The sequence below is a fragment of the uncultured Leptotrichia sp. genome (genome assembly GCF_938036635.1).
Taxonomy (GTDB): Bacteria; Fusobacteriota; Fusobacteriia; order Fusobacteriales; family Leptotrichiaceae; genus Leptotrichia; species Leptotrichia hongkongensis.
The window spans coordinates 1-1520 of the sequence record NZ_CALHQO010000458.1 but is presented as its reverse complement, the minus strand read 5'-3'; the positions used below and the strand labels follow the sequence as shown (position 1 = coordinate 1520).

The following is a 1520-nucleotide window of genomic DNA, read 5'->3' as shown; positions in this document are numbered from 1 at the left end:
AGAATTTCCGCGCTATTGGTCATGCTGCTATTCAAATTAGTGGGATCACAGTTGTAACGGGAGAGAATAGCTCGGGGAAAAGTACCCTTTCTAAGCTATTATACTATCTGTTCAATACAGCTACCAATTATGAATTTCTAGTAAAGAAAAGTTTGTTTGATGAGTTAGATGATTTTTTTGATTTTTTAAAAATCATCTATCAAGAGAACAAAGAACTTAATAATATTGATTTTAAGGTATAAGTTTGGTATAATATGCTCAAATCCATTTAAAATTAAGATAATAAAAGTTAGATAAATTTAAGTTTAAGTAAAATAGTCATAACCTTTGAGTCTAATTTTAAAGAAAGATTATTATAGATGTACTAAAAATAAATAAAAAGGAGAAAATTTAGAAAATGAATAAAAATAAAATTGCAAAAATATTGCTGTTATTCGTTATTATATTGTTTGGACTAGGAAAACTGTATCTAAGTAGAAATAACAGTATAAATGCAAAGGAAAATTTTTCAAAGGAATTTGTTGCACAAAATAAGAGAAATAATAAAAAGAATGTTATTAAACAGAAAAATATAGAAAATAAAAATGAAAAACGAACTCAAAATACTTCAAACCAAGGAGATAGAAAATATCAAATTGATTATGACCATGTGATTGGCGGGGATGAAAATTCACAAGGGAAAGTTACCGGTGGACATTCACTTTTGCGTGGAGATGTGAGAATTGTAAAAAAAATTGGGAATCCAGCTAAAAACGGAGTGTATCGAGCAAGTATTGAAGTAAAGAAAAAAGACGGAACTTGGCAGGCAAAAACTTCTAATGGTGGAGTAAATACAATGTTTCCAGAAAACTGGGATGAAGCGAGAATTATTGACGAAATAAATTCAGCATGGGAAAATAGAAAAGATCTTAAAGGCAGAGATAATAATATGTGGCAGGGAATAAGTAAAAGCGGAGTTCTGATCCGTGGTTACAAAAGCCCTAGAATAACGGCTTATCCAGTTTATGAAAATCGTTAGAAGCAATTTTAGGAAAGGAGTAGTGTGAATGATTATAAAATTTGGTTATTATGATGATGAAGATTTTGGATTGACTGCATTTCCAGAAATAAAATTTTCTGAAAAAGAAATAACAAAAAATAATAAAAAAAATGGATATTTAGAAAAAAAGAAAGCAGTGTATACAAAATATCTGATAACTGGAATAATGGAAGATTTTCCAGATATGGAAATAATTGATATTTTTTTGCCACAGCTAGAAAAAGTTGAAACTGGAAAAGTGCAGGAAACTCTTTGGGATGGACAGGCTTTTCAGCATAAAATTAGTAAGGAAAAAGTAGAATTTGAGCATACAATTTTTGGAATTTGTGAGGAATATCCGCTGTGGGAATGTAAGTTTGAAGACTATAGAAAGGTTTTTGAAGGCTGGAAAAAGTTTTCAGAAATGGAAGTTGATTTAAAAAGTGAAGTTATAGTGGAGATTTAAGAAATAAAAAATAAAAATATGAAAAAATATTTATTA

3 protein-coding genes are annotated in these 1520 nt (G+C 28.9%); all 3 read left to right on the top strand.

Features of this window, described 5'->3' with window-relative positions:
* A partial coding sequence (locus Q0370_RS09020) for an AAA family ATPase (RefSeq protein ID WP_299574877.1) occupies positions 1-242 on the top strand: 242 nt, incomplete at its 5' end.
* A 155-nt stretch (positions 243-397) separates the two neighbouring features.
* The gene (locus Q0370_RS09015; protein ID WP_299574874.1) at positions 398-1018 is read left to right on the top strand and encodes an EndoU domain-containing protein; all 621 of its coding nucleotides are present in this window, start codon (positions 398-400) and stop codon (positions 1016-1018) included.
* Between the two features lie 28 nt (positions 1019-1046).
* Positions 1047-1484, top strand: a complete 438-nt coding sequence (locus Q0370_RS09010) for a hypothetical protein (protein ID WP_299574871.1) — start codon at positions 1047-1049, stop codon at positions 1482-1484.
* Positions 1485-1520: the final 36 nt, after the last annotated feature.